The sequence below is a fragment of the Stenotrophomonas sp. C3(2023) genome, from assembly GCF_032911385.1.
Classification (GTDB): Bacteria; Pseudomonadota; Gammaproteobacteria; order Xanthomonadales; family Xanthomonadaceae; genus Stenotrophomonas.
Window position 1 is genome coordinate 3,276,570 of sequence record NZ_JAWJLO010000001.1, and the last position, 24,366, is coordinate 3,300,935.

Here is a 24,366-nt window from a genome sequence, read left to right on the forward strand (position 1 = left end):
CTACCATTTGACGGGCATGGCCCGTCACTACCATTTGACGGGCATGGCCCGTCACTACCGTTTGACGGGCATGGCCCGTCACTACCGTTTGACGGGCATGGCCCGTCACTACCATTTGACGGGCATGGCCCGTCACTACCATTTGACGGGCATGGCCCGTCACTACCGTTTGACGGGCATGGCCCGTCACTACTGGCGCTGCTCGCGGTAGGTGACTGCCGGGGCGGCGATGCCATGGCTGGCACGCCACGGGTTGATGTCCAGACCGCCACGCCGGGTGTAGCGCGCTTCGACCTCGAGCCACTGCGGCGCGCAGCGCTCGCTGACCTCGCTGAAGATGCGCTCCACGCATTGCTCATGAAACTCTGCATGCTCGCGGTAGCTGATCAGATACCGCAGCAGGCCGGCGCGGTCGATCCGCGGCCCGCGGTAACGCACACTTACCGTCGCCCAGTCCGGCTGGCCGGTCACCGGGCAGTTGGACTTCAGCAGCGCCGAGACCAGCGTCTCCTCCACAACCGTTGCCGTGTCCGCAGACAGGAATGAAGCCTGCGGAGGCCCGTAGCAGTCGATCTCCACGTCCAGTCCATCGATGCAGTCGCCGACCGGCGTTTCGTGCAAGGGCGGCAGGCCGAACTGCACGCTGACCACTGCACCGGCGCAGGCGGACAGGTCCGCTTCAACGCAAGCACGCAGCGCTTGCGCATCATCAAAACGCGCACTGTTGAGCGAGTTCAGATAGAGCTTGAACGACTTGGACTCGATCAGATGCGGCGACGTGCAGGGTACCTGCACGGTAGCGACCGCTACCTGCGGCTTGCCGCGGCGGTCAAGCCAGCTCAACTCGAACGCATGCCAGCGGTCATGTCCAACAAAAGGCAATGCCGCGTCGTCCACGCCGATTTCGCGACGGGCCCCGACGCGCGGGATGGGAAACAGCAGGCCGGGATCGTACTGCGACGGGTAGCTGACCTCGCGACCGAGGCTGGAATCCTGGGGGGTATTGTTCATGCCCCCATTGTAGCGGCAGACGGGCAGTCACCCTGCGCCGTGCAGATAGTCCAGACTGACCTGCAGCAGCGCCCGCAATCCCACGTCCAGCGCCTTTTCGTCGAGCAGGAACTGCGGCGAGTGGTTGCTGGGCGCCTTCGCCGGGTCGATACCCTCGCTGGTCGAGCCGACAAAGAAGAACATTCCCGGCACTTCCCTGGCGAACATCGAGAAGTCTTCCGCGCCCATCTGCAGGGGCGGCTCATACACGTTGTCCGCGCCCACCACCGCCTGCAGGCTGGGCAGCATCCGCGCGGTCAACGCCGGGTCGTTCACGGTGGCGGGGTAGCCTTCCTGGATCGCGGTCACTGCGCTCGCGCCGTGCGCGGCAGCCGTGTGTTCGGCCACGTTGCTCAGGTCCTTGAATATCTGCTGGCGCATGCCTTCGTCGAACGTGCGGATGGTGCCGACCATGTTCACCTGGTCGGGAATGATGTTGTTGCGGATGCCGCCCTTGATGGCCCCGAAGGTCACCACCGCCGGTTGCTGGGCCAGGTTGGCGCGCCGGCTGACGATGGTCTGTGCGCTGCCGATCAGGTCGGCGCTGGCCACGATGGGGTCCACCCCCAGCCACGGCGTGGACCCGTGCGCCTGGCGGCCCTTGACGGTGATCTCGAACATGTCCGCGGCGGCCATCAGCGGGCCACCGCGCACCGCAATCCTGCCGGCCTGCACGCTGGCAAACACATGCAGGCCGAACACCGCCTCGGGCTTGAAGTCGGCGAACACGCCTTCCTTCAGCATCAGCGCTGCGCCGCCCTCCTCGCCGGGCGGCAGCCCTTCCTCGGCCGGCTGGAACACCAGCATCACCTGCCCCGGCAGGTCCTTCTTCATGGCCACCAGCGCCTCGGCCACGCCAAGCAGGGTGGCGATGTGCGCGTCGTGGCCACAGGCATGCATCACCCCGACCGGCTCGCCGCGGTACTCGGCGCGCACCCTGGAAGCGAACGGCAGGCCGGTCGCCTCGGTGACCGGCAACGCGTCCATGTCGGCACGCAGGGCGATGCGCGGACCCGGCTGCCCGCCTTCGATGACCGCGACCACGCCATGCACGGCCACCCCGGTCTGCGGTTTCAGGCCCAGCGCGCGCAGGCGCTCGGCCACCTTGGCTGCGGTCTGCACCTCCTGGTTGGACAGCTCCGGGTGCTCATGGAACCAGCGCCGCATCTCCACCACCTTGCCCTGCAGACGCTGCGCGGCAGCCTCCACCTCCGGGCGCTGGCCGCCATCGGCATGGGCCAGCGCCGGCAGAGCCAGCAGCAGGGCGAAGGACAGCAGCGCGCGACGGGGCATCGATGACTCCAGCAGAGGGCGGAGGATGCAATGTAGGGCAAGCCATGCCAGCGGGGAACCTTCCGCGCCACGGCCGGTCCGACCCCGGGTACCCCCGCCCCTCCCAAACGTCATGCAGGCGCAAGGCGATGCGGCGAGTATGCTTGGCAGCTTGCCGGCCGGGCACCCCACCGGCCCCGCCCCCAGGAGTGAATGGAATGTCGCGTTTGTGGAAGATCGTGCTGCTGGTGTTGGCGGCCGTGGTACTGGTGATCGTGGGCGCGCGCGTGCTCGGCGGCGGGAAGGGCGGTGCGCCTGCTGCTGCCCAGGCCGGCAAGGACGGCACGGCCGGCAGCGATGCGGCGCCGGTACCGGTGACCGTGGTCGAAGCGGCCCGCCAGGACGTGCCGGTGTACGCCAGCGCGCTGGGTACGGTCAGTGCCATGAACACCGTCACGGTCAGCCCGCAGGTGGGCGGCCAGCTGCTCAGCCTGGACTTCAAGGAAGGGCAGAAGGTCAACCAGGGCGATGTGCTGGCCCGCATCGACCCGCGCAGCGCGCAGGCCAGCTATGACGAAGCGGCCGCCGCCAAGCGCCAGAACCTGGCACTGCTGGCCACGGCGCGTTCCAATTACCAGCGTTCGAACTCGCCCGAGTACCGCCAGTATGTGGCCCAGACCGACCTGGTGACCCAGCGCAACCAGGTCAGCCAGTACGAAAGTGCGGTCGCTGCCAATGAGGCCAGCATGCGTGCGGCGCAGGTGCAGCTGCAGTACACCCGCATCACCGCGCCGATCACCGGCGTGGCCGGTCTGCGCGCGGTGGATGCCGGCAACGTGGTCAGCGCCGGCACCGCGCTGGTCACCCTGACCCAGATGCAGCCCATCCACGTGATCTTCAGCCTGCCCGAACGGCAGCTGGGTGATGTCCGCCAGGCCCAGGCGGCGGGCACCGTGGCGGTGGCCGCCCGCGACAGCGTCGATGCGCATGTGATCAGCGGCGACGGCACGCTTGACGTGGTGGACAACCTGATCAGCAGCGACAGCGGCACGTTCCGCGCCCGCGCGGTGTTTGGCAATGCCGACAATGCGCTGTGGCCGGGCCAGTTCGTCAATGTGCGCATGCAGCTGCGCACCATTGCCGGCGGCGTGGTGGTGCCCAGCCAGGCCGTGCTGCGTGGCCCGGAGGGCGAGTATGTCTATGTGGTACAGGGCGACCAGACGGTGAAGATGCAGACCGTGCGCAGCGGGGTCGAAGTGGGCGACAGCCACGTGCAGATCGCCGAAGGCCTCAAGGGCGGCGAGCAGGTGGTCAGTGAAGGCCAGTTCCGCCTGAAGCCGGGCAGCAAGGTCACCGCGCTCAAGCCGGGCGAGGCACCGGCCGAACCCACCGAGGCCGAACTCAAGGCCGCACAACAGGGCGGCAAGCGCCGCGGCCAGGGCGGTGGTCCGCGCTGAGGCGCGGCCCCGTCGACAGCAGTCACTGACGCCGGCACCTTGCCGGCGTTGCCAACGCAAGCGCCAGCAAGGATCCGCCCGTGGGTTTTTCGACGATCTTCATCCGCCGCCCGATCGCCACCTCGTTGTTGATGGCCGGCCTGCTGCTGCTTGGCATCCTGGGCTACCGCAAACTACCGGTCTCGGCGCTGCCTGAAATCGATGCACCCAGTCTGGTGGTGACCACCCAGTATCCGGGTGCCAATGCGACCACCATGGCCTCGCTGGTCACCACGCCGCTGGAGCGGCAGTTCGGGCAGATCTCCGGCCTGGAACTGATGACCTCCGACTCGTCGGCAGGTCTGTCCACGATCATCCTGCAGTTCTCGATGGAACGGGACATCGACATCGCCGCACAGGATGTGCAGGCGGCGATCCGGCAGGCCACGCTGCCCTCCTCGCTGCCCTACCAGCCGGTCTACAACCGGGTCAATCCGGCCGATGCGGCGATCGTGACGCTCAAGCTGACCTCGGATACGCGGCCGCTGCGCGACGTCAACAACTACGCCGATTCGATCCTGGCCCAACGCCTTTCGCAGGTGCAGGGCGTGGGCCTGGTCTCCATCGCCGGCAACGTGCGCCCGGCCGTGCGCATCCAGGTCAACCCGGCCCAGCTCTCCAACATGGGGCTGACCCTGGAAGATCTGCGCAGTGCGCTGACCCAGGCCAATGTCAGCGCCCCGAAGGGCTCGCTCAACGGCAAGACCCAGTCCTACAGCATCGGCACCAACGACCAGCTGACCAGCGCCGCCGAGTACCGCAACACCATCATCAGCTATCGCAACGGAGCGCCGGTGCGGCTGTCGGACGTGGCGCAGGTGCTGGACGGCGTGGAGAACGACCAGCTCGCCGCGTGGGCCGATGGCAAGCCAGCCGTGCTGCTGGAAGTGCGCCGCCAGCCCGGCGCCAACATCGTGCAGACCGTCGAGCGCGTGCGCTCCCTGCTGCCGCAGCTGCAGGCGGTGCTTCCAGCCGACGTGCATCTGGAGATCTTCTCCGACCGTACCGAGACCATCCGCGCCTCGGTGCATGAAGTGCAGTTCACCCTGATCCTGACCATCGGGCTGGTGGTGGCGGTGATCTTCGTGTTCCTGCGCCGGCTGTGGGCCACCATCATTCCGTCGGTGGCCGTGCCATTGTCACTGGCCGGCACCTTCGCGGTGATGGCCTTCACCGGGATGTCGTTGGACAACCTCTCGCTGATGGCCCTGGTCGTGGCCACCGGCTTCGTGGTCGACGATGCGATCGTGATGATCGAGAACATCGTGCGCTACATCGAGCAGGGCAAGAGCGGCAAGGAAGCGGCCGAGATCGGCGCGCGCCAGATCGGCTTCACCGTGCTCTCGCTGACCGTTTCACTGGTGGCGGTGTTCCTGCCGCTGCTGCTGATGCCGGGTGTGACCGGGCGGCTGTTCCACGAGTTCGCCTGGGTGCTGAGCATCGCGGTGACGCTGTCGATGCTGATCTCGCTGACGCTGACACCGATGATGTGCGCCTATCTGCTCAAGCCCGACCAGCTGCCCGAGGGCGAAGACGCGCACGAACGCGCCGCTGCCGCGGGTCGGCAGAACCTGTGGACGCGCACGGTGGGCCTGTACGAGCGCAGCCTGGACTGGGTGCTGCTGCATCAGCGCGCGACGCTGATGGTCGCCGGCGCTGCGCTGCTGCTGACCGTGCTGCTGTACATCGCCATCCCCAAGGGCCTGCTGCCCGAACAGGACACCGGCCTGATCACCGCCGTGGTCCAGGCCGACCAGAACATCGCCTTCCCGCAGATGGAGCAGCGCACGCAGGCGGTGGCCGAGGCGCTGCGCAAGGACCCGGACGTGACCGGCGTCTCCGCCTTCATCGGCGCGGGCAGCATGAACCCCACGCTCAACCAGGGCCAGCTGTCGATCGTGCTGAAGAAGCGCGGCGACCGCGATGGCCTGGGCGTGCTGCTGCCACGCCTGCAGCAGGCGGTGGCCGGGATTCCCGGCGTGGCGCTGTACCTCAAGCCGGTGCAGGACGTTACCCTGGACACGCGGGTGGCGGCGACCGAATACCAGTTCGTGCTTTCGGACGTGGACCCCGACCAGGTGGCCACCCAGGCCGCACGCATGACCCAGGCGCTGCGCCAGCGTCCGGAACTGGCCGACGTGGACAACAACCTGTCCAACCAGGGCCGGGCGCTGGAACTGAACATCGACCGTGACAAGGCCAGCGTGCTGGGCGTGCCGATGCAGACCATCGACGACACGCTCTACGATGCGTTCGGCCAGCGCCAGATCTCGACCATCTTCACCGAACTCAACCAATACCGGGTGGTGCTGGAAGTCGCACCGGAGTTCCGCAACAGCACCGCGCTGATGGAACAGCTGGCGGTAGCCTCCAACGGCACCGGGGCGTTGACCGGCACCAATGCCACCAGCTTCGGCCAGGTCACCTCGTCCAACTCGTCCACCGCTACCGGCATCGGTGCGCAGAACACCGGCATCACCGTGGGCGGCGGTGGCATCATCCCGCTCTCGGCGCTGGCCGACGCCAAGGTCACCAGCACACCACTGCTGGTCAGCCACCAGCAGCAGCTGCCGGCGGTGACGATTTCCTTCAATCTGGCACCGGGGTACTCGCTTTCGGCCGCGGTGGCGGCGATCCAGCAGGTGCAGGACGAGCTGCGGATGCCCTCGCAGGTGCACGCGCAGTTCATCGGCAAGGCCGCCGAGTTCACCGGCAGCCAGACCGATGTGGTGTGGCTGCTGCTGGCCTCGCTGGTGGTCATCTACATCGTGCTGGGCGTGCTGTATGAAAGCTACATCCATCCCATCACGATCATCTCCACCCTGCCGCCGGCGGGTGTCGGTGCGCTGCTGGCACTGATGGTCTGCGGGCTCAGCCTGTCGGTGGACGGCATCGTCGGCATCGTGCTGCTGATCGGCATCGTCAAGAAGAACGGCATCATGATGGTCGACTTCGCCATCGAGGCGCGCCGCACCGGCGCCAATGCGCATGAGGCGATCCGCCGCGCCTGCCTGCTGCGCTTCCGCCCGATCATGATGACCACTGCGGCGGCCATGCTGGGCGCGCTGCCGCTGGCGCTGGGCACCGGCATCGGCTCGGAGCTGCGCCGCCCGCTGGGCATCGCCATCGTCGGTGGCCTGCTGCTCTCCCAGCTGGTCACGCTGTACACCACCCCGGTGATCTACCTGTACATGGAACGTTTCTCCGAGTGGCTGGCGCGCCGCCGCGAGCAGCGTGCGTTGCGCAACGGCACCCTGCGGGAGCCGCAGGCGTGACTCCGGCACACCGGAAGACGCGGGGGATGCGATGAACATTTCCGGCCCCTTCATCCGCCGTCCCATCGGCACCACGCTGCTGGCCATCGGTCTGTTCATCATCGGCCTGATCTGCTATCTGAAGCTGGGGGTCTCGGCGCTGCCGAACATCCAGATTCCGGTGATCTTCGTGCATGCCAACCAGGCTGGCGCGGATGCGTCGACCATGGCCTCCACGGTCACCGCGCCGCTTGAGCGGCACCTGGGCCAGCTGCCCGGCATCGACCGCATGCGCTCGTCGAGCTCGGAAGGCAGCTCGCTGGTATTCATGATTTTCCAGAGCGACCGGGACATCGACTCGGCCGCGCTGGATGTACAGACCGCGATCAACTCCGCCCAGGCCGACCTGCCGGCCGGCCTCGGCGCGCCGATGTTCCAGAAGGCCAATCCGAACGACGACCCGGTCATCGCCATCGCGCTGACCTCGCAGACGCAGTCCGCCGCCGAGCTGTACAACGTGGCCGACTCGCTGCTTGCCCAGCGGCTGCGGCAGATCGGCGGGGTGGCCTCGGTGGACATTGCCGGTGCATCGACACCGGCAGTGCGCGTGGACGTCAACCTGCGCCGCATGAACGCCCTCGGCCTGACCGCCGACGACCTGCGCAATGCCGTACGCGCCGCCAACGTGACCTCGCCCACCGGCTTTCTCAGCGATGGCAACAGCACCACCGCGATCATCGCCAATGACGCGGTGGCACGCGCCGCGGACTTTGCCAACCTGGTCATCAAGACCGGCAGCGACGGTCGGGTGATCCGCCTGCAGGACGTGGCCAATGTCTACGACGGCCAGCAGGACGCCTACCAGGCCGCATGGTTCAACCATCAGCCAGCGGTGGTGATGTATGTGTTCACCCGCGCCGGCGCCAACATTGTCGAGACCGTGGACCGGGTCAAAGCGCAGATCCCCACGCTGCGCGATTATCTGGAGCCGGGTACCACGCTGACGCCCTACTTCGACCGTACGCCCACCATCCGCTCGTCGCTGCACGAGGTGCAGATCACCCTGCTGATCAGCCTGGCGATGGTGGTGCTGACCATGGCCTTGTTCCTGCGCCGCCTGGCGCCCACGCTGATCGCGGCGATCACCGTGCCGCTGTCGTTGGCCGGGGCAGCGCTGGTGATGTACGCACTGGGCTATACGCTCAACAACCTGAGCCTGCTGGCGCTGGTGATCGCCATCGGCTTTGTGGTCGACGATGCGATCGTGGTCATCGAGAACATCATGCGCCACCTCGACGAGGGCATGCCGCGGCTGCAGGCCGCGCTCACCGGCGCCCGCGAGATCGGCTTCACCATTGTCTCGATCACCGCTTCGCTGATCGCCGTGTTCATCCCGCTGCTGTTTGCCAGCGGCATGGTCGGCGCGTTCTTCCGTGAGTTCACGGTCACTCTGGTGGCGGCGATCGCGGTCTCGATGGTGATCTCGCTGACCTTGACCCCGGCACTGTGCAGCCGCTTCCTCAGTGCACACGACCATACCGCGGCGCCGTCGCGGTTTGGCCGCTGGCTCGACGCCGGACACGAACGCATGCTGCGCGTTTACACGGTGCTGCTGGATTTCTCGCTGCGGCATGCCCTGCTGCTGTCACTTACGCCGTTGGTCCTGATCGGGGTGACGATCTTCCTCTTCGGCGCGGTGAAGAAGGGCGCTTTCCCGCCGCAGGACACCGGCCTGATCTGGGGCCGCGCCAATTCCAGCGCCACGGTGTCCTTTGAGGACATGGTCAGCCGCCAGCGCCGCATCACCGACATGCTGATGGCCGATCCGGCAGTGAAGACGGTCGGCGTGCGCCTGGGCAGTGGTCGTCAGGGTTCCAGCGCGCAGTTCAACGTGGAGCTGAAATCGCGCAAGGACGGCCGCCGCGAAACCACCGCGCAGGCGTTGGCACGGCTCAGCGCGAAGGCCGACCGCTATCCCGACCTGCAGCTGCGCCTGCGTGCGATCCAGGACCTGCCCAGCAATGACGGCGGCGGGTCTAGCCAGGGGGCGCAGTACCGCGCCTCGCTGCGTGGCAACGATCTGGCCCAGCTGCAGGAATGGCTGCCGAAGCTGCAGGCAGCGCTGAAGAAGAATCCGAAACTGGCCGACGTGGGCACCGACGTTGACGACGCCGGCCTGCGCCAGAACATCATCATCGACCGCGCCAAGGCCGCGCGCCTGGGTGTCTCGGTGGGTGCCATCGACGGTGCCTTGTACGGCGCTTTCGGTCAGCGGCAGATTTCCACCATCTATTCGGACATCAACCAATACAGCGTTGTGGTCAACGCTCTGCCCGAGCAGACCGCCACACCGGCGGCGCTGGACCAGGTGTATGTGCGTGCCGGCAACGGCGAGATGGTGCCGATCACTGCGGTGGCCACGCAGGCGCCGGGGCTGGCGCCCTCGCAGATCACCCACGAGAACCAGTACACCACGATGGACCTAAGCTACAACCTGGCGCCGGGCACCAGCATGGGCGAGGCCAAGGCGATCATCGCGCGCACGGTCGATGGCCTGCGCATGCCGGGCGACATCCAGCTGGCCGAGGATGCCGGGTTTGGCTTCAATTCCGATCCCAGCGACATGCTGATCCTGGTGTTTGCCGCCATCCTCACCGTGTACCTGGTGCTGGGCATGCTGTATGAAAGCCTGATCCACCCGGTGACGATCCTCTCCACGCTGCCCGCCGCGGGTGTCGGTGCACTGCTGGCGCTGTACGGCACCGGTACCGAACTGTCGGTGATCTCGATGATCGCGCTGGTGCTGCTGATCGGCATCGTCAAGAAGAACGCGATCATGATGATCGACTTCGCCGTGGTCGCCCAACGCGAGCATGGCCTGGCACCACGCGAGGCGGCCCGTGAGGCCAGCATCGTGCGCTTCCGTCCGATCATGATGACCACGATGGTGGCGATTCTGGCCGCGGTGCCGCTGGCGATCGGCATCGGCGAGGGCTCGGAGCTGCGTCGCCCGCTGGGCATCGCGATGATCGGCGGGCTGCTGTTCTCGCAGAGCCTGACCCTGCTGAGTACGCCGGCGCTGTATGTGATCTTCTCGTGCCTGGCCGAACGGCGGCGCGCCTGGGCGCAGCGGCGGCGTGAGAAGAAGGCGCAGAAACGCCTGCGCCGGTCGCACGCGTAATGCGCATGTGACGGGCATGGCCCGTCACTACCAGCGGGTCGGCGGGCCAGAGGCCCGCTCTACGATGGCACAATGTCAGCCACTTCCCGCGTCGAGTCCGCATGTCCGCCCGAGAGTCCCGTCTGAGCCAGCTTTGGGCCCATGAGAAGGCCAGCTACGGCCTGCGGGTGTTCATCGCCCTGGCTGCGGCGATGGCAACCTGCTGGCACCTGCAGGCACTACCCGCGCTGCCCGGCGTCTTCCTGGGCATCATCGCCAGCGCCATTGCCGAGACCGACGACAACGCATGGGGCCGCGCCAAGGCGGTGGTGTTGTCGTTGCTGTGCTTCTGTCTGGCGGCGGCAGCGGTCATCTGGCTGTTCCCCTGGCCGCTGGCGTTCATCGCAGCACTCGCGCTGGCCACCTTCGGGCTGACCCTGCTCGGCGCTTTGGGCGAACGCTACGCCTCCATCGCGCAGGCCACGGTGACCCTGGCCATCTATACGATGATCGGCCTGGAGCAGCACGGCGCCAGCGACTGGCACACGGCAGTGAATGCCACCAGCCACCTGCTGGCGGGCGCGGCATGGTACGGCCTGTTGTCGATCCTGTGGACGGCGTTGTTCGCCAACCGGCCGGTGCGCGAGCGTGTCGCTCATCTGTATGTGGAACTGGGCCGTTATCTGCAGCTCAAGGCCACCCTGTTCGAGCCGGTGCGCGACGCCGACCTGCAGCGGCGACAACTGGCGCTGGCCGAGCAGAACCGCCGCGTGGTGGAGGCACTGAACGTCGCCAAGGCCGCCATTCTCGCCCGCTTCGGCCGCTCCGGTCGTCCGGGGGTCAATTCCGGCCTGTACCTGCGCCTGTACTACACCGCGCAGGACTACCACGAACGCGCCAGCTCCTCGCACTACCCCTACGCGTCGCTGGTGGAAGCGTTCTTCCATAGTGATCTGCTGTACCGCTGCCAGCGCCTGCTCGACCTGCAGGGGCGCGCCTGCGCGCGGCTGGGCGAGGCGATCCGTACCCGGCGCCCGTTCACCTACGGCGAGGACAGCCAGCAGGCAGGCCGCGACCTGGTCGATGCGCTTTCGTACCTGCGTGCCCAACAGCGCCCCGAGTGGCAGCGCCTGCTCGGCTCGCTGGACCTGCTGGTGGCCAACCTGCAGAGCATCGAGCGCAAGCTGCTGGACGCCGAGCGTTCCGACGCCAGCCTGGACAACGTGGACACGCGGCTGCGCGACAACAACCCACACACCCTGCGCGAGATGGGCGTGCGGCTGCGGCAGCAGCTCACCCCCGGCTCGCTGCTGTTCCGTCACGGCCTGCGCATGGCGCTGGCGCTGGTGGCCGGGTTTGCGGCGATCTCCGCGTTCGACTTCCAGAACGGCTCGTGGGTACTGCTGACCATCGTGTTCGTCTGTCGGCCCAACTTTGGTGCCACCCGCCAGCGTCTGGCGCAGCGCATTGCCGGCACCGTGGTCGGGCTGGTGGTCACCTGGGCCCTGCTGCAGCTGTTCAGCACAGTGGAAGTGCAGCTGCTGATCGCCCTGCTGTCGGCGCTGGTGTTCTTCTTCACCCGCACCGACCGCTATCTGATCGCCTCGGCGGCGATCACGGTGATGGCGCTGACCTGCTTCAACCTGATCGGTGACGGCTTCGTGCTGATCCTGCCGCGCATGGTCGACACCCTGCTGGGCTGCGCCATCGCTGCAGCGGCCGCATTCCTGATCCTGCCGGACTGGCAGGGGCGGCAGCTGCATACCGTGCTGACCCGGGTGCTGGACACGGCAGCGCGTTACCTGGAGTCGGTACTGGGCCAGTACCGCAGCGGCATGCGCGACGACCTCGCCTACCGTATCGCGCGGCGTGACATGCACAACGCCGACGCGGCCCTGTCCAAAGCGCTGTCGAACATGCTGCGCGAGCCGGGCCACGTGCGCCGCAATCTCGATGCGGGCTTCCGCTTTCTGGCGTTGTCCAACACCCTGCTGGGGCATCTCTCCGCGCTCGGCGCCCACCGTGCCCAGGTGGACAGCTACGCGCAGGACCCGCTGGCCCTGGCTGGCGGCGAACGCGTGCAGGAAGCACTGCAGGAGCTGGCCAGCGCATTGGCCCAGCGCAAGCCGTTGCCCGAAGATGACGGGGAACGTGACAAGGCACTGGCCGTCCAGCTGGAGCAGCTCGACGACGCCATGCCGCCCAAGCTGCAGCTGATCCGCACACAGACCGCACTGGTGCTGCGGCTGCTGCCCCGGCTGCGTGCCGCCGCGCAGGCTGCGGTGGGCCCAACGTAGAGCGGGGCTCTGCGCCGCTGCTCCAAGCGCCTTTTGCAACGGTTCCCGCCGTTGCCTGCATCACCCACACCGCGCACTGGATCCGCGCACGCAAACAAAAACCCCCGTGCTAGGCTGCGGCGTCCGCAAGGAGGTCCCATGTCCGGTCACAGTCAGTTCGCCCTGCTACGCCAACGTCGTTTTCTGCCATTTTTCATCGTGCAGTCGCTGGGGGCATTCAACGACAACGTGTACCGCCAGGCGATCATCGGCCTGCTGTTCTTCCTCGGCGTCAACGATGACGAACGCTCGCTGTACACCACGCTGGCACCGGCCATCTTCATCCTGCCCTACTTCCTGTTCTCCGCCCTGGCTGGGCAGATCGCCGAGAAGCTGGAGAAATCCCGCCTCATCGTCATCACCACCACCATGGAAATCGTCATCATGTCGGTGGCGGCCATCGGTTTCCTCGTCCAGAGCCTGCCGCTGCTGCTGGTGGCGCTGTTCTGCACCGGCCTGCAGTCCACACTGTTCGGTCCGGTCAAGTACTCGGTGCTGCCCTCGGTGCTCAAGCCGGAGGAGCTCACCGGTGGCAACGGGCTGGTCGAGATGGGCACCTCGATGTCGATCCTCACCGGCATGATCATCGGCGGTGGCATCTTCCTGCTCGCCGGCAGCCATGGGCCGGTGGTCGCCGCCACGGCGATCATCGCGCTGGCGGTGTGCGGCAACATCGCCGCACGCATGATCCCGCGCGTGGATGCCGGTGCGCCTGCACTGAAGATCAACTGGAACCCGTTCCCCGAATCGCTGGCCGTGCTGCGCATGGCGCGCAGGCAGAAGGCCGTGCGCAATGCCATCCTCGGCGTGTCGTGGTTCTGGTTTGTCGGCACCGTGCTCACCTCGCAGCTGCCCAGCTATGCCGTGGTCAACCTCGGTGGCCAACCCACGCTGTACATCTTTGCGCTGGCGCTGTTCTCGGTGGGCACCGGGGTGGGCTCGCTGCTGTGCGAAAAGCTTTCCGGCCGGACGGTGGAGATCGGTCTGGTGCCGCTGGGTGCCTTCGGCATGACTGCCTTCATGATCGACCTGTACTTCGCCCGCGCCGGGCAGGCCACCGCGCAGGGGTTGTCGCTGCTGCAGTTCGTACAGGCCCCCGGCAGCACGCGCATCATCATCGACCTGCTCGGCATCGGCCTGTTCACCGGCTTCTTCGTCGTGCCACTGTTCGCCCTGATCCAGAGCCGCACGCCGAAGTCGGAGATGTCGCGGGTATTTGCCGCGCTCAACATCCAGAACTCCGGTTTCATCGTCGCCGCTGCCGGCGTCGGCCTGGCCGCGCACGCGCTGGGCGTGACGATTCCGCAGCTGTTCCTGGCACTGGGCATCGCCAATGCACTGGTGGCGATCTACATCTTCAGCATCGTGCCCGAGTTCCTGATGCGCTTCCTCAGCTGGCTGATGGTGCGCGTGCTGTACCGGCTGCGGCCCCATGGCGTGGAGGCCAACGTGCCCGATGAGGGCCCGGCGCTGATCGTATGCAACCACGTCAGTTACATGGACGCGCTGATCCTCTCGGCCACCATCCCGCGGCCGGTGCGCTTTGTCATGTACTACCGCATCTTCAATATCCCGGTGATGCGCTGGATCTTCCGCACGGCCAAGGCGATCCCCATCGCTGGCGCGCGCGAAGACCCGGCGCTGATGCAGCGCGCGTTTGACCAGATCGATGCGGCACTGGCCGAGGGTGAGCTGGTCTGCATCTTCCCGGAAGGCGCGCTGACCCGCGACGGCAGCATCGCGCCGTTCAAATCCGGCGTTGAAAAGATTCTGCAGCGGCGGCCGGTGCCGGTAGTGCCGATGGCGCTGCGCGGCATGTGGAGCAGCATGTGGAGCCGGCGCGACAGCCGCCTCGGCCGGATGCGGGTGCCGCGCCGCGTGCGCGCGCAGGTCGAGGTGGTGGCCGCACCGGCGTTGCCGGCAAACACTGACGCGGCGCGCCTTGAAGCCCAGGTCAGGGCATTGCGCGGCGATCACCCCTGACGGAGGCTCCGGTTCCGGCACCACCGAGCGGGAAGTGTCGGCGACGGTCCATTGGCGTCAGATAGCGACTGAAAACGCATACATCTGGCGCGTGTTGCGGTAGATTACGCTCCCACAGGCGGGCGTCCTTGTCGCGCCCGACCGCCACTGGCCAGCCAAGAATGGAGTCCTGGACGTGAATCAGCCACCGCCGTTGGGGCATTCGACCCTCTTTGTTCCCAACCATCTGGTCTGGGCGATTCTCTCGACGCTGTTCTGCTGCCTGCCGCTGGGCGTGGTGTCCATCGTCTATGCCGCCCAGGTTGACGGCCGCCGCGCCGCCGGTGACATCGCTGGTGCGCAGGCGTCCTCACGCAAGGCCATGGGCTGGGCGATCGCCTCGGCGCTGGCACTGCCCGTGGTGCTGGTGCTGTGGTTCGGCCTGTTTGGCGGCCTGGCCGCTCTGGGCGCCCTGACCCAATGACGCAACGTTTACCACCCACCTGCAAGGAGCTTGCTCGATGAATACCACCGCCACTGAAATCCCGAACAACCTGGTCTGGGCGATCCTGTCCACCATCCTGTGCTGCATGCCGCTGGGCATCGTCTCGATCGTGTTCGCCGCCCAGGTCAACGGCAAGCTGGCTGCAGGCGACATCGCCGGCGCCCGCGATTCCTCGGAGAAGGCGAAGAAGTGGGCGATGTGGTCGGCCATCGCCGGCATCACGGTCATCGTGCTGTACATCCTGTTTGTCGTGGTGCTGGGCGTCGTCGGCGGCGCCGGCAGCTACTGATGCATTCCGCGCAGGACCCGGCTGTCGGCCGGGTCCTGCTGCCTCTACCGTGATCTCCTACGACGCCCTGCCCGCACCGCTCCGCCGCTGGTTGCCGCTGGCAACGGCGGGCACCTTGGCCGCCACCGCTACGGTGCTGCTGCGCCACGTCAATCCCTACGCGTCCGGCAGTCCCCTGCCCGGGTGCCCGATGTACGCCCTGACCGGGCTGTACTGCCCGGGCTGCGGCAGCACGCGCTGCCTGTATTCGCTGGTGCATTTCGACCTGCCCGGCGCAATGGCGATGAATCCGCTGCTGGTGCTGAGCCTGCCGCTGCTGCTGCTGATGCTGCTGCACAATGCGGGTGTCACCGTACCCGGTACGCAGCCGCTGATCCGTCTGCTGGCCAATCCCCTGTTCTGGCTGGTGCTGCTGGTCGGCTACGCCGTGCTGCGGAACCTGCCCTGGTTCCCCTTTACCCTGCTGGCCCCCGGCGGCTGATCGCAACGCGCATGTTCACGTGCCCGGCTGAGGCGCCGGCGATGTGTCCTGCCGGGCAGAGCCCGGCACTACGTTACCCAGCCGGCAATCACCAGCAGGGCCAGCACCGCCAGCCACAGCATCAGCATGCGCCAGGTCAGACTCATCGCATCGCGCAGCTCCGGCAGGCGCTGCCACACCGGCAGCAGACCGGCGTCGGTATAGTCGTGCGCCTCCTCGCGCAGTTCGGCGCCTACGCTGGCGCGCGCCACCTCACCCAGGAACGCGATGCCGGCCATCCAGCGTTCGCCATGGGCCTGCCGCCAGGCGGTCCATGCAGTATCGAAGTTGCCCACCAGGGCCATCGACAAGGCCATCAGCTGGGCCACCGGCCACTCCACCCAGCCCAGCACACGACGGGCGGCGAGCTGGCTCGGCGGCGAGACGCGCGCGCGCATCGGGCTCACCGCGGTCAGCGCAAGCAAGCGGTAGCCAAGTGCCCCGGCCGGTCCCAGCAGCAGAAACCAGAACAACACGGCAAACCAGCGCCGCAGCGCATTGAGCACCGTCGCTTCGACCAGCGAGCTCACATCATGCTCCAGACTGCCGCCCTCGGCCTGCAGCCGCCGCATGGCGGCGTGGCGGGTCGGCGCGTCGTCGGCATCGATGATCGTCTCGATGTCACGGTCAAGATCGCGCGGGCCCCAGCACACGGCCAGCACGCCCACCCCCAGCAGCAAGGACAGCAGGCCGTAGGCCACGCCGTCCAGCCACGCCGTCAGCGCCGCCAGCAGCAGCACCGGAGGAAGAACCAGCACGGCCAGCGCAGCAGCGCCGCGCAGGCCCGGCGCCTGTGCGTCCAGCCAGCCCAGCCACTGCCGGAAAGCATCAAAGCGCCGCAGCCGCGCGGTTGCCGCCGGCGCCACGTGGCCCAGCGCAAGCGCAACCAGCACAGCGACCAGGGTTGTGAACATGCTCGCTTCTCCTGGCCACGGCGCAGGGCCGTGACCGTCAATTCAACGTCGATTCGTTCGCGTGCGATCAGCCGGCCGTACGCTGGTACCAGTCTTCGATCAGGGCACGCGAGATGGAGATCGGCGGCGGCAGGCGCATGCCCTCACCGTCGTCGCGCTGATCGCGGGCGATGGCCGCGGCGACCTCCTCGACGCTGCACCAGCGCGCGTCCTCCAGCTCACCGTCGACCTGCGGCGCATCATCTTCGGCCTGCGCACTGAAGCCGACCATCAGGGCGCCAGGAAACGGCCAGGGCTGCGTACCGAGGTAACGGCACGCGGTCACCCGCACCTTGCTTTCCTCGAACACCTCGCGCACCACGGTCTGTTCCAGTGATTCGCCAGGCTCGACAAAGCCGGCCAGTACCGAGTAACGCCGCGGGGCCCAGTTCGCCTGACGCCCCAGCAGCAGGCGACCCCGGTTCTCCACCGCCACGATCACCGCCGGGTCCACCCGCGGGTAGTGTTCGACGCTGCACTGCTGGCAACGGCCGACAAAGCCGCCGCGCTCGAACTGGACCTGGCCCCCGCAGACCCCGCAGTAGCGGTTGCGCGAATGCCAGTACGACATGCCGCGCGCGAAACTGAAGGCACTCGCATCGGCCACGGACCACAGCAGCGCCGCTTCGCGCAGGTCGATGCGGCCAGGCGCGTCCAGCGCAAGCTGGCTGCCTTCCACCGAGAACCAGGCCTGATCGCCACGCAGTCCAAGGAAGATCGCGGTGCCGGGGCCGCCACCGACCTCGCCGCCGGTGAGCACCAGCGGCTGCCGGTCCTCGCCAGTGAAGGCGGTGCCGTCCTTGTCCAGTACCAGCAGCCGGGCCTGCGGCCACAGGGCGGCCAGCGCAGCGGCATCGGCGCGCAACGGGTCGGCGCGCTCCAGCGGTTCATCAACGAAGGCGTAGCCGGCCAGCGGGCTGATCAACTGCGGCGGGCGCCAGGAGGGCGGGCTTTGAAACGGCATGTTCGTGCTGGCCATGGGCGAAGCCTGACGGGATCGGGTGTCGGTGGCAAGCGCAGGCGCGGTGATCACCGCGCCGGGCATTCACATGCTGAAGCTGCTGCCGCAGCCGCAGGTGGTCTTGGCGTTGGGGTTGCGGATGACGAACTGCGCGCCGGTGAGGCTTTCGGTGTAATCCACCTCGGCGCCCATCAGGTACTGCAGGCTGAGTGGATCGACCAGCAGGGTCACCCCGTTGGTCTGCACGGCCAGGTCGTCCTCGGCGCGGTTCTCGTCGAACTCGAAACCGTACTGGAAGCCCGAGCACCCACCCCCTTCAATGTAGACCCGCAGCGCCAATGCGGCATTGCCTTCCTCATCGATCAGCTGCCTGACCTTGGCCGCGGCGGCCGCAGTGAAGTTCAGCGGACGGTCCAGTGACTGGTAATCGGGTGCCGGCGCCGGGGCGCCGGGCAGGGAAACTAGCGTGCTCATGGCTGCAGCATGGGGGTGGCGAAGAAGGCTTTCAACCCATGGCCTCGGCCAGCTTGCGGCGCGCCGCGCTGGTCTTGCCATTGTTGGCGCTTTCGCTGGCGGCATCGCTGTCTGCCTCCTGGGGTGCCGGCAACGCCGCCACCGGCGCGCTGGCATGCACCAGGCGTCCATTCAGCTGCGAACCCGCGCTCATTTCCACCACCTGGTAGTGGATGTTGCCGTTCACCCGGGCGGTCGGGCTCAGCTCGACCCGCTCGGTGGCATGGACATCGCCGTCCATGCGGCCACTGATCACCACGACCTGGGCGCGTACTTCGCCTTCGATGTGACCATGCTCGGCCAGGGTCAGGGTCGCCGGGGCGTCGCCCTGCACGGCCAGTACCTTGCCATGGATGCGACCTTCGACATACAGGCCGCCACTGAACTCGACATCGCCACGGATGACCACCTGGCTGCCGATCAGTGCATCGACAACCAGCTGGCCGTCGCGGTTGGATTTGCTGCTGCCAAACATCTCATTCCCCTTGAACCGGTGTACCGGCTATTTTCCAGTCAAACACCTGAGTGGCACCCCCCGTACCGCTCCCCAATGTCACCCTTACCCGTTGCGGGGTGAAGTCTGCCGGCAGCATCACACTGCCGTTAAGTTGTTGAAAGTAGCGGAAGGAATAGTCCTGACCGGGCACTTTCTCGCGCTGGTGCAGCTCGTCCCAGCTGACCGTGGCCAGCTTGCCGTTCTTGACGCCCTCCACCACGAATCGCATCTGGCCCTGGCTGATTGCGCCACGGTTGAGGTTCTGGGTCAGTACGGCGGTGTACTGCCAGGTGCCCGCCGCCTCCTGCCGGAACTCGATGGAATGGGTATTCAGGCCCTTGCGCTGGCTGGTGGCGCCCACCAGGCGTTCGTAGAACGCGACATCGGCGCGCAGCCCGGCGATTTCCTCGTCGCGTTCGGCCAGCGTCGCCTGGACGTCGCTGTTGGCAGCACGGCTGATGCGGTCGGAGGCTTCCAGCGTGGCCTGCTTCTGGCGCAGCTCCAGCAGTTCCTGCTGCAGGCCGGAGTCACGTTGTTCGGCGCTGTTGAGCTGCTGGCCATCGCTGCCGCTGCGCGCGCCCAGCCAGGCGCCCAACAGGCCGGCCAGCAGCACGGTGGCAACCCACACAGCTGCCAGCACCAGCAGGCGGCGGCGGTCACCCGGAGCGGGCGCCTGGCCCGGCAGGCGGATCTGTACTCGCGAAGGAGCGCGGTTGTTCATGGCGGATCTCCGTGGCATCGCAGGCGGTGCCGGTACGGCCGTGCAGCAAGCGTCGCTGTTTAGTGTAGTGCAGGTTGGCGCGCCGTCGCTGACCCGCACTGTAAAAGCCAGTGGCGTTCAGGAACGCCATCCTCGATAGTGTGCCTCTCTGTCCCCGCCCCATGTGGTACACGCCATGAGCGAAGCCCACCTGTTCGTGATCGGCATCCTGCTGGCCTGGCTGGCCGGCATCCGCGTCTATCTCACCGTGTTCGGCGTCGGCCTGGCCGGCCTGCTCGGCTGGGTCGACCTGCCGCCTGCGCTGCAGGCCACCGAGTCGTATTGGGTGCTGGGCACCTCGGCCGTACTGGCGGTAGCCGAGTTCTTCGCCGACAAGATTCCCGGCGTGGATTCGGCGTGGGACCTGCTGCAGACCCTGGCGCGCGTGCCGGCCGGCGCGTTCCTTGCGGCGGCTACGCTGTCACCCGACGGTGATCTCGGCACCGGAACGCTGCTGGCCGGTGCGGGCGTGGCCTTGGCCAGCCATGGCCTCAAGGCCGGCACGCGGGCACTGCTGAACACCTCGCCCGAGCCGGCCAGCAACTGGATCGCCTCCACCGCCGAGGATACCGTGGTGGTCGGCGGGCTGGCGCTGGCGCTGGCCCACCCGTGGCTTGCGCTGCTGGTGGTACTGGCCTGCAGCCTGGCCGGTGCGTTGGCCGTGTGGCTGGTCTGGCGTGCGCTGTGGAAGGGCGTGCGCTGGTTGACCGGTACCGGGCGCGGCCGCACTGCCGTGCCGCCCGCGGCGTGACCTCTTCCTTCCTTTGCCCGGTACTGCCTTTCCTGTGAACGACACCCCGCCCCGCCTCCACCGTGCCGAGACCCCGCCTGCCGACCTGTGGCAGCGCTGGGCCCGCAATGACGGCGTTGCCGCTGCCCCGGACCACAGCGCCGTGCAGGCCACCCTCGCCGCTGCCGCCCCGGCCGTCGACCCCGATCCCGGTGCCGACAACGCCGATGCGCTGAGCGCCGCTGACGAGCCGTATCGCATCCTCATCGTCGAAGACGACCGGCCCCAGGCGCTGTTCGCGCAGAGCGTGCTGCACGGGGCCGGCATGCTGGCCGACGTCGCCGCCGATGGCGAAGGCGTGCTGGCCGCTCTGGGCCGGCAGCGGCCCGATCTGGTCCTGATGGATCTGCACCTGCCCGGCATCGATGGCATGCGGCTGACCGCGATGATCCGTCAGCTGCCCGGCCTGCAGCTGCTGCCCATCGTCTTCCTCAGTGGCGACCCGGACCCGGAACGGCAGTTCGAGGTGCTCGACAGCGGCGCCGATGACTATCTGAGCAAGCCGATCCGCCCGCGCCACCTGGTGGCCGCCGTGTCCAACCGCATCCGTCGCGCGCGTGCGCAGGCCGCTGCGGACGGTGCGCAGGCGCCCGGCCCACTGGTGCACAACCCGGAAACCGGCCTGCCCACGCGCCAGCATGTGCTGGCCCAGCTGGGCGCGGCGCTTGCCCACCGGGAGGCCGGGGGTCTGGCCTTCATCGAGATCGCCAGCGCGCTCGGCCTGCGCGAACGCTACGGCTACGCCACCTTCGAGCGGCTGATGGTGCAGGCTGGCCAGCGCCTGGCCGAGACCGCCCAGCCGCATCTGGTTGCCCGGCTCAACGACAACAGCTTCCTGCTGCTGGTGCGTGACCGCGACGAGGAGAATCTGGACGCGCTGGCGCGCAGCCTCCGCGACGCGCTGTCAGAGCGCCCGTTCCTGATCCGTGACGACGCCTCCGTGCACCTGCGCGGGGTGGTGGGCTACGCCCCCTTGTCGCCGGGCTTCGAGGACACCCACGCCGCGCTGGAAGCGGTCGAGAACACCGCGCTGCAGGCGCGCCTGCTCAGCGCCGGGGTGGCCGGCCACGCCGCACGCTCCGACGCAGGCACACAGGCGCACCTGGCCCTGCTCGATGGCCAGCTTGAGGTGGCCTACCAGCCCATCGTCGCCGTCCGCGGGGGCGGGCAGGCGCAGTATCAGCTGCTGCTGCGCCTGCGCCAGGCCGATGGCAGCCTGCTCACCGCCGGCCAGGTCATCCCGGCCGCCGAGGCCGCCGGCCGCATCGCCGACCTGGACCAGCAGGTGGTGGAGCATGCGCTGGGCCTGCTTGATCTCTACCGGCATGCCGACCCCGCACTGCACCTGTTCGTATCGCAGTCGCCCATCACGCTGGGTCGCGAAGCATTTGCCGACTGGCTGCTGGAGTCGCTGCAGCGGCGTGGGCTGCAGGGCCACGCGCTGGTCATCGATGTGCGCCTGCAGGATGCACTGATCCACACCGTGCCGCTGCAGCAGTTCTTCGCGCGCGCAGGCGCGGCCGGCGTGCGCGCCTGTCTGAGCCAGTTCGAGCCGGGAGCCGAGGCCAATGCACTGCTGCAGCATCTGCCGCTGTCGTTCGTGCGCCTGTCGGCGCGCTTCAGCAATGGCCAGATGGATGACGCACGCGATGGGCTGCGCGCGGCCATCGCACTTGCGGCCCAGGCCGGCGCGCAGCTCATCGGCCAGCAGATCGAAGATCCGCAGGCGGCTGCGGTGATGTGGGGCGGCGGTGTGGACTTCATCCAGGGCAACATGGTGCAGTCGGTCGGCAGCGCGTTGGACTTCGATTTCGTCAACACGGTGCTGTGAACCACGCGCCGCACATGGCCGCTGCACTGGCGCCCCATGCCTGGCCCATGCTGCTGGGCACAGCCGCTGCTGCAGCGGTGCTCATCGCGCTCATCGCTGCGTGGGTGCTGCGCGGCGCCCGCCGCCGCCATCATCGCCAGGTGGCCGGACTGAACGACCAGCTGGCGGCGCTGCATACGCGATGCGAACAGCTTCAGCGCGCCAGCGAACAGCACAGCCAGCTGGAGAAGCAGCTGCTGCTGGCCAAACAGGCCGCCGAAGCGGCTGCGTTGGCCAAGGGCGAGTTCCTGGCCACGATGAGCCATGAGATACGCACCCCGCTCAACGGCATCATCCCGATGCTGGATCTGGTGGCGCGGGGGCCGCTGCGCCCGGACCAGCAGCAGCTGCTCGCAACGGCCGCCAGCAGTTCGCAGCAGCTGCTGCGCATCGTCGATGACATCCTGGATTATTCCCGGCTGGAGGCGCAGGCGCTGGAGCTTGAGATCACCACGTTCAATCTGCGCGAACTGCTAGAGGGGGTGGTCCAGCTGATGCGGCGCACCGCTGAAGCCAAAGGCCTGGAGGTGCAGCTGGAGCTGGACCCTGCCGTGCGCCTGTCAGTGCGCGGCGACCCGGTACGGCTGCGCCAGGTGCTGGGCAACCTGCTGGCCAATGCCATCAAGTTCACCGCCACGGGGCGGGTGTGCCTGCGTGTGCAGCGGCTGGGCGAAAGCCCCACCCATCATCAGCTGCGGCTGGAGGTGGTGGACACCGGCATCGGCATCGAGCCGGAACAGCAGGAGCGTCTGTTCCAGTCCTTCAGCCAGGCCGATGCATCAACCACCCGCGTCTACGGCGGTACGGGACTGGGCCTGGCCATCTGCCGCCGGATCATTGAACTGATGCGCGGGCGCATCGGCGTGCAGTCGGCGCCTGGCAGGGGCTCGACGTTCTGGTTCGAGATTCCCCTGCTGAAGATTCCCGGCGACCGGGCCGCAGCACGTGCCACCACTCACGCCACTGTCCTGCTGCTGTCGGCCGACACGACACTGCGCCAGCGGCTCGAGCGCGTCTGCGCGCAGCAGAATCTGGTGCTGCAGGTGACCGGCAACCAGGCCGCGATGCTGGACGAGCTGCGCAGCGGGCAGCGGCCCGGGCAGGCCCCACTGGCCTGGCTGGTGATCGACAGCGAACAGCTGCGCGACGGCACGTCGGCAGTGCAGCGCGCCCTTGCCGCGCGCCGCGCTGATGACGCCCTGCAGGTGCTGTGGCTGGGCCAGCAACCTGCCCCTGCGGACGCGCGGCAGCACTGGCACCCCACCCTGCCCAGCGACAACGTGTTGCACGCACTGCTGACGCCCGCGGCCAGTGAGCCCACGCGGCCCATCCCGCTGCTGTCCGCATCACCTGCGGCGGATGCGTCCCTGCCCACGCCGGCCCCGCTGGGCCTGCGCGTGCTGCTGGTGGAGGACAACACGGTCAACCTGCAGGTCGCCGACTCCCTGCTGCAGGCACTGGGCTGCGAGGTGCTGGCCGTACACGATGGGGAACAGGCACTGCAGGCACTGCGCAGCGGTGGCCACGACGTGGTGCTGATGGATTGCCAGATGCCGGTGCTGGACGGCTACGCCGCCACACGTCGATGGCGCGCCCTGGAACGTGAGCAGCGGTTGCCCCATCTGCCGATCGTGGCGATCACCGCCAACGCCATGGCCGGCGATCGCGAACGTTGTCTGGCCGCCGGCATGGACGACTATCTGTCCAAGCCGATCGACCTGACGCGGCTGCGCGACTGCCTGCAGCGCCTGCGCACGGCGGCGGCGCACCCGCCACCGCCGCTGCCGACGCCAGTCGGAGCCGGGCCTTCCGGGGCTGAGGACGCACCCGCCGTGTTCGCACAGGATGTGCTGGAGGAACTGCAGGCCGTGATCGGCGCCGACAGCCAACGGGTCGTCGACGCCTTCCTGCACGACACACCGCTGCTGCTCAAACGCCTGCAGCAGGCAGCGCACGCGCAGGACCTCGCGCAGCTGCAGGCGCTGGCGCACAGCCTGAAGTCCTCAAGCGCCAATCTCGGCGCCAACGCGTTGTCTGCGGTGGCACGGCGCATTGAAGGACAGGCCCGTGACGGCACCCTGGCGAACCCCGCGGTCGCCGCCGCACGGCTGGTCACCGAGTTCGCCCGCGCGCGTGTGGCCCTGCAGGCCTGGCAGCCGCCGGCGTAGCGGCGGGGGCT

General features: G+C 67.9%; 19 protein-coding genes. 12 read left to right on the forward strand and 7 right to left on the reverse strand.

Annotated elements, in window-relative coordinates:
* The coding region (locus tag RZA67_RS14485; RefSeq protein WP_317213430.1) for a hypothetical protein at positions 1 to 211 on the forward strand (211 nt) is incomplete at its 5' end.
* On the opposite strand, the gene queF is transcribed toward RZA67_RS14485, so the two are convergent.
* Together queF and RZA67_RS14495 are read right to left on the reverse strand one after the other, a co-directional pair.
* Positions 190 to 1,011, reverse strand: a complete 822-nt coding sequence (queF, locus tag RZA67_RS14490; RefSeq protein WP_317213431.1) for an NADPH-dependent 7-cyano-7-deazaguanine reductase QueF — start codon at positions 1,009 to 1,011, stop codon at positions 190 to 192. The two genes, RZA67_RS14485 and queF, sit on opposite strands and share 22 nt — an antisense overlap.
* A gap of 27 nt (positions 1,012 to 1,038) precedes the next feature.
* The gene (locus RZA67_RS14495; protein ID WP_317213432.1) at positions 1,039 to 2,343 is read right to left on the reverse strand and encodes an amidohydrolase; all 1,305 of its coding nucleotides are present in this window, start codon (positions 2,341 to 2,343) and stop codon (positions 1,039 to 1,041) included.
* Positions 2,344 to 2,540: 197 nt separating this feature from the next.
* Between RZA67_RS14495 and RZA67_RS14500 the strand changes: the two genes are divergently transcribed.
* The 8 genes from RZA67_RS14500 (at position 2,541) to RZA67_RS14535 (ending at position 15,805) form a co-directional block, all read left to right on the forward strand.
* Positions 2,541 to 3,779 carry an efflux RND transporter periplasmic adaptor subunit gene (locus RZA67_RS14500; protein WP_317213433.1) on the forward strand — a complete coding sequence of 413 codons (1,239 nt, stop codon included), beginning with the start codon at positions 2,541 to 2,543 and terminating at the stop codon, positions 3,777 to 3,779.
* 80 nt (positions 3,780 to 3,859) lie between these two features.
* Entirely contained in the window at positions 3,860 to 7,093 is a 3,234-nt protein-coding gene (locus RZA67_RS14505; RefSeq protein ID WP_317213434.1) for an efflux RND transporter permease subunit, read from the forward strand.
* 31 nt (positions 7,094 to 7,124) lie between these two features.
* Complete coding sequence (locus RZA67_RS14510) at positions 7,125 to 10,253, forward strand: efflux RND transporter permease subunit (protein ID WP_317213435.1); 3,129 nt, start codon at positions 7,125 to 7,127, stop codon at positions 10,251 to 10,253.
* Between the two features lie 101 nt (positions 10,254 to 10,354).
* Entirely contained in the window at positions 10,355 to 12,529 is a 2,175-nt protein-coding gene (gene yccS, locus RZA67_RS14515) for a YccS family putative transporter (protein ID WP_317213436.1), read from the forward strand.
* A 138-nt stretch (positions 12,530 to 12,667) separates the two neighbouring features.
* Positions 12,668 to 14,551, forward strand: coding sequence for an MFS transporter (locus RZA67_RS14520; RefSeq protein WP_317213437.1), 1,884 nt, complete (start codon positions 12,668 to 12,670; stop codon positions 14,549 to 14,551).
* 175 nt (positions 14,552 to 14,726) lie between these two features.
* On the forward strand, positions 14,727 to 15,014 hold the full coding sequence (locus tag RZA67_RS14525) for a CD225/dispanin family protein (protein WP_317213438.1): 288 nt from the start codon (positions 14,727 to 14,729) through the stop codon (positions 15,012 to 15,014).
* Between the two features lie 37 nt (positions 15,015 to 15,051).
* Complete coding sequence (locus tag RZA67_RS14530; RefSeq protein WP_317213439.1) at positions 15,052 to 15,324, forward strand: CD225/dispanin family protein; 273 nt, start codon at positions 15,052 to 15,054, stop codon at positions 15,322 to 15,324.
* A 52-nt stretch (positions 15,325 to 15,376) separates the two neighbouring features.
* Complete coding sequence (locus RZA67_RS14535; RefSeq protein WP_317214028.1) at positions 15,377 to 15,805, forward strand: DUF2752 domain-containing protein; 429 nt, start codon at positions 15,377 to 15,379, stop codon at positions 15,803 to 15,805.
* A gap of 68 nt (positions 15,806 to 15,873) precedes the next feature.
* On the opposite strand, the gene ampE is transcribed toward RZA67_RS14535, so the two are convergent.
* From ampE to RZA67_RS14560, 5 genes are all read right to left on the reverse strand, one after another.
* Complete coding sequence (ampE, locus tag RZA67_RS14540; RefSeq protein WP_317213440.1) at positions 15,874 to 16,758, reverse strand: regulatory signaling modulator protein AmpE; 885 nt, start codon at positions 16,756 to 16,758, stop codon at positions 15,874 to 15,876.
* Positions 16,759 to 16,825: 67 nt separating this feature from the next.
* Positions 16,826 to 17,776, reverse strand: a complete 951-nt coding sequence (gene nudC / locus RZA67_RS14545) for an NAD(+) diphosphatase (protein WP_317213441.1) — start codon at positions 17,774 to 17,776, stop codon at positions 16,826 to 16,828.
* A 66-nt stretch (positions 17,777 to 17,842) separates the two neighbouring features.
* Entirely contained in the window at positions 17,843 to 18,232 is a 390-nt protein-coding gene (erpA, locus tag RZA67_RS14550; RefSeq protein WP_317213442.1) for an iron-sulfur cluster insertion protein ErpA, read from the reverse strand.
* A 31-nt stretch (positions 18,233 to 18,263) separates the two neighbouring features.
* Positions 18,264 to 18,746, reverse strand: coding sequence for a polymer-forming cytoskeletal protein (locus RZA67_RS14555; protein WP_317213443.1), 483 nt, complete (start codon positions 18,744 to 18,746; stop codon positions 18,264 to 18,266).
* Position 18,747: 1 nt separating this feature from the next.
* Positions 18,748 to 19,488: a DUF6776 family protein gene (locus RZA67_RS14560; RefSeq protein ID WP_317213444.1), complete on the reverse strand. Its 741-nt coding sequence runs from the start codon at positions 19,486 to 19,488 to the stop codon at positions 18,748 to 18,750.
* A gap of 175 nt (positions 19,489 to 19,663) precedes the next feature.
* On the opposite strand from RZA67_RS14560, the gene RZA67_RS14565 reads away from it, so the two are divergent.
* The 3 genes from RZA67_RS14565 to RZA67_RS14575 are packed head-to-tail and all read left to right on the forward strand — an operon-like array spanning position 19,664 to position 24,355.
* Positions 19,664 to 20,278, forward strand: a complete 615-nt coding sequence (locus tag RZA67_RS14565) for a DUF4126 domain-containing protein (RefSeq protein ID WP_317213445.1) — start codon at positions 19,664 to 19,666, stop codon at positions 20,276 to 20,278.
* Positions 20,279 to 20,312: 34 nt separating this feature from the next.
* The gene (locus RZA67_RS14570; protein WP_317213446.1) at positions 20,313 to 22,148 is read left to right on the forward strand and encodes an EAL domain-containing protein; all 1,836 of its coding nucleotides are present in this window, start codon (positions 20,313 to 20,315) and stop codon (positions 22,146 to 22,148) included.
* 14 nt (positions 22,149 to 22,162) lie between these two features.
* The gene (locus RZA67_RS14575) at positions 22,163 to 24,355 is read left to right on the forward strand and encodes an ATP-binding protein (RefSeq protein WP_317213447.1); all 2,193 of its coding nucleotides are present in this window, start codon (positions 22,163 to 22,165) and stop codon (positions 24,353 to 24,355) included.
* Positions 24,356 to 24,366 lie beyond the last annotated feature (11 nt).